This window comes from Streptomyces sp. NPDC004667 (assembly GCF_040609475.1).
In the GTDB taxonomy this organism is placed as follows: domain Bacteria; phylum Actinomycetota; class Actinomycetes; order Streptomycetales; family Streptomycetaceae; genus Streptomyces.
On sequence record NZ_JBEXKC010000264.1, the window covers coordinates 1 to 1,404 of the forward strand.

A 1,404-nucleotide genomic window follows, 5' to 3' on the forward strand; every position below is an offset into this window, starting at 1 on the left:
CCAGCCCCGGCCGTCCCACTGCGGGCAGTGGTCCAGGATCTCGCGCACCTTGTCGCGTATGAGGTCCACGGGGGCGCTGTGGTCGCAATGGAGGAACACCGTGCCGGTCATCTGCGCGCCGCCGCGCGACCAGTTCTCGAAGGGGCGGGTGGTGAAGTAGGAGACGGGCATCGTGATGCGGCGCTCGTCCCAGGTCCGCACCGCGAGGAAGGTCAGGGTGATCTCCTCGACCACTCCCCATTCATTGGCGACCACGACGGTGTCCCCGATGCGCACCATGTCGCCAAAGGCGATCTGGAACCCGGCGAAGAGGTTGCCCAGCGTCGACTGGGCGGCGACGCCGGCGACGATCCCGATGATGCCGGCGGAGGCCAGCACGGAGGTGCCGAGCGCACGGAAGCTGGGGAAGGTCAGGAGCATCGCCGCGACCGCGACGACGCCGACGACGGCGGTCACGACCCGCATGATCAGGGTCACCTGGGTGCGGACCCTGCGGACCCGGGCCGGGTCCCGGGTGCCGGTCGCGTAGCGCGCGTAGCCGGATTCGACGGTGGCGGAGGTCATGCCCACGATGAGCCAGGCTCCCGCACCGATCAGGGCCAGGGACAGGGCGCGGCCCACGGCCTCCTCGTGGTCCTGGAGGAGCCTCCACACCGTCTGCCGGTACGCCGCCCTGAGCAGCGCTGCGAGCAGCACGATCTGCAGGGCGGTGCGGCAGCGGCGCAGGGAGTTCCACAGGGGTGTTTCGGGGTGCCGCGCGTCGGCGCGGCGCAGCAGCACGTCGATGACCCATCCGACGACGGCGGTGAGCAGAATCGAGCCCCCGAGTACGGTCAGCAGGCGAAGGGCGCTGTTCATATCTCCTCGGTGGATGCAGACGGCACGGACCTCATCCGCCTGCCCCGATGGGCTGGGCCGACACGGGGTGGGTGTGTGCGTTCGCTGCGAGGGGTCGGCGGGGCCGTGGGGCCGGTGGCCGTCCGTACTCACCGCCGCGGGAGCGGGGTTCGCCCTCAGGGCCGACGGCCCATCGGCGATCGCGCAGGGCGCGGTGAACTGCCCCTGCGCGGATGTGTCTAGTGGTGTCGCCTGAGGCTCGTGATGAGGATGCCGACCGCGAACGCGATCAGGAGCAGGTGCAGCCAGACCGGGCCGGGCGGGGCGCCGGAGAGGGATGCGAGGGGTAAGTGCGTTTCGATGTGCCGAATCGCTTCCATGGCGGGCGTATGCCCGCGAACCGCCCTTCGATGCGGGCCGGTTCCGGTTCCCTGTCCCCCGCGGTCTCACCGGGCTTGCGGGTGGGCGGACACGGCGGTGCGGGGCCGCTTCGGGAAACGGCCCCGCACCGGGCGTCGTCGGAGGGTGCGCGCAGGGGGCGCGCAGGGGTCAGGCCCCTTCGCCGAG

General features: G+C 71.7%; 1 protein-coding gene. It reads right to left on the bottom strand.

Annotated features, from left to right (window positions below; genetic code table 11):
* The coding region (locus ABZW32_RS39930) for a mechanosensitive ion channel domain-containing protein (protein ID WP_356225839.1) at nt 1-858 on the bottom strand (858 nt) is incomplete at its 3' end.
* Nucleotides 859-1,404 lie beyond the last annotated feature (546 nt).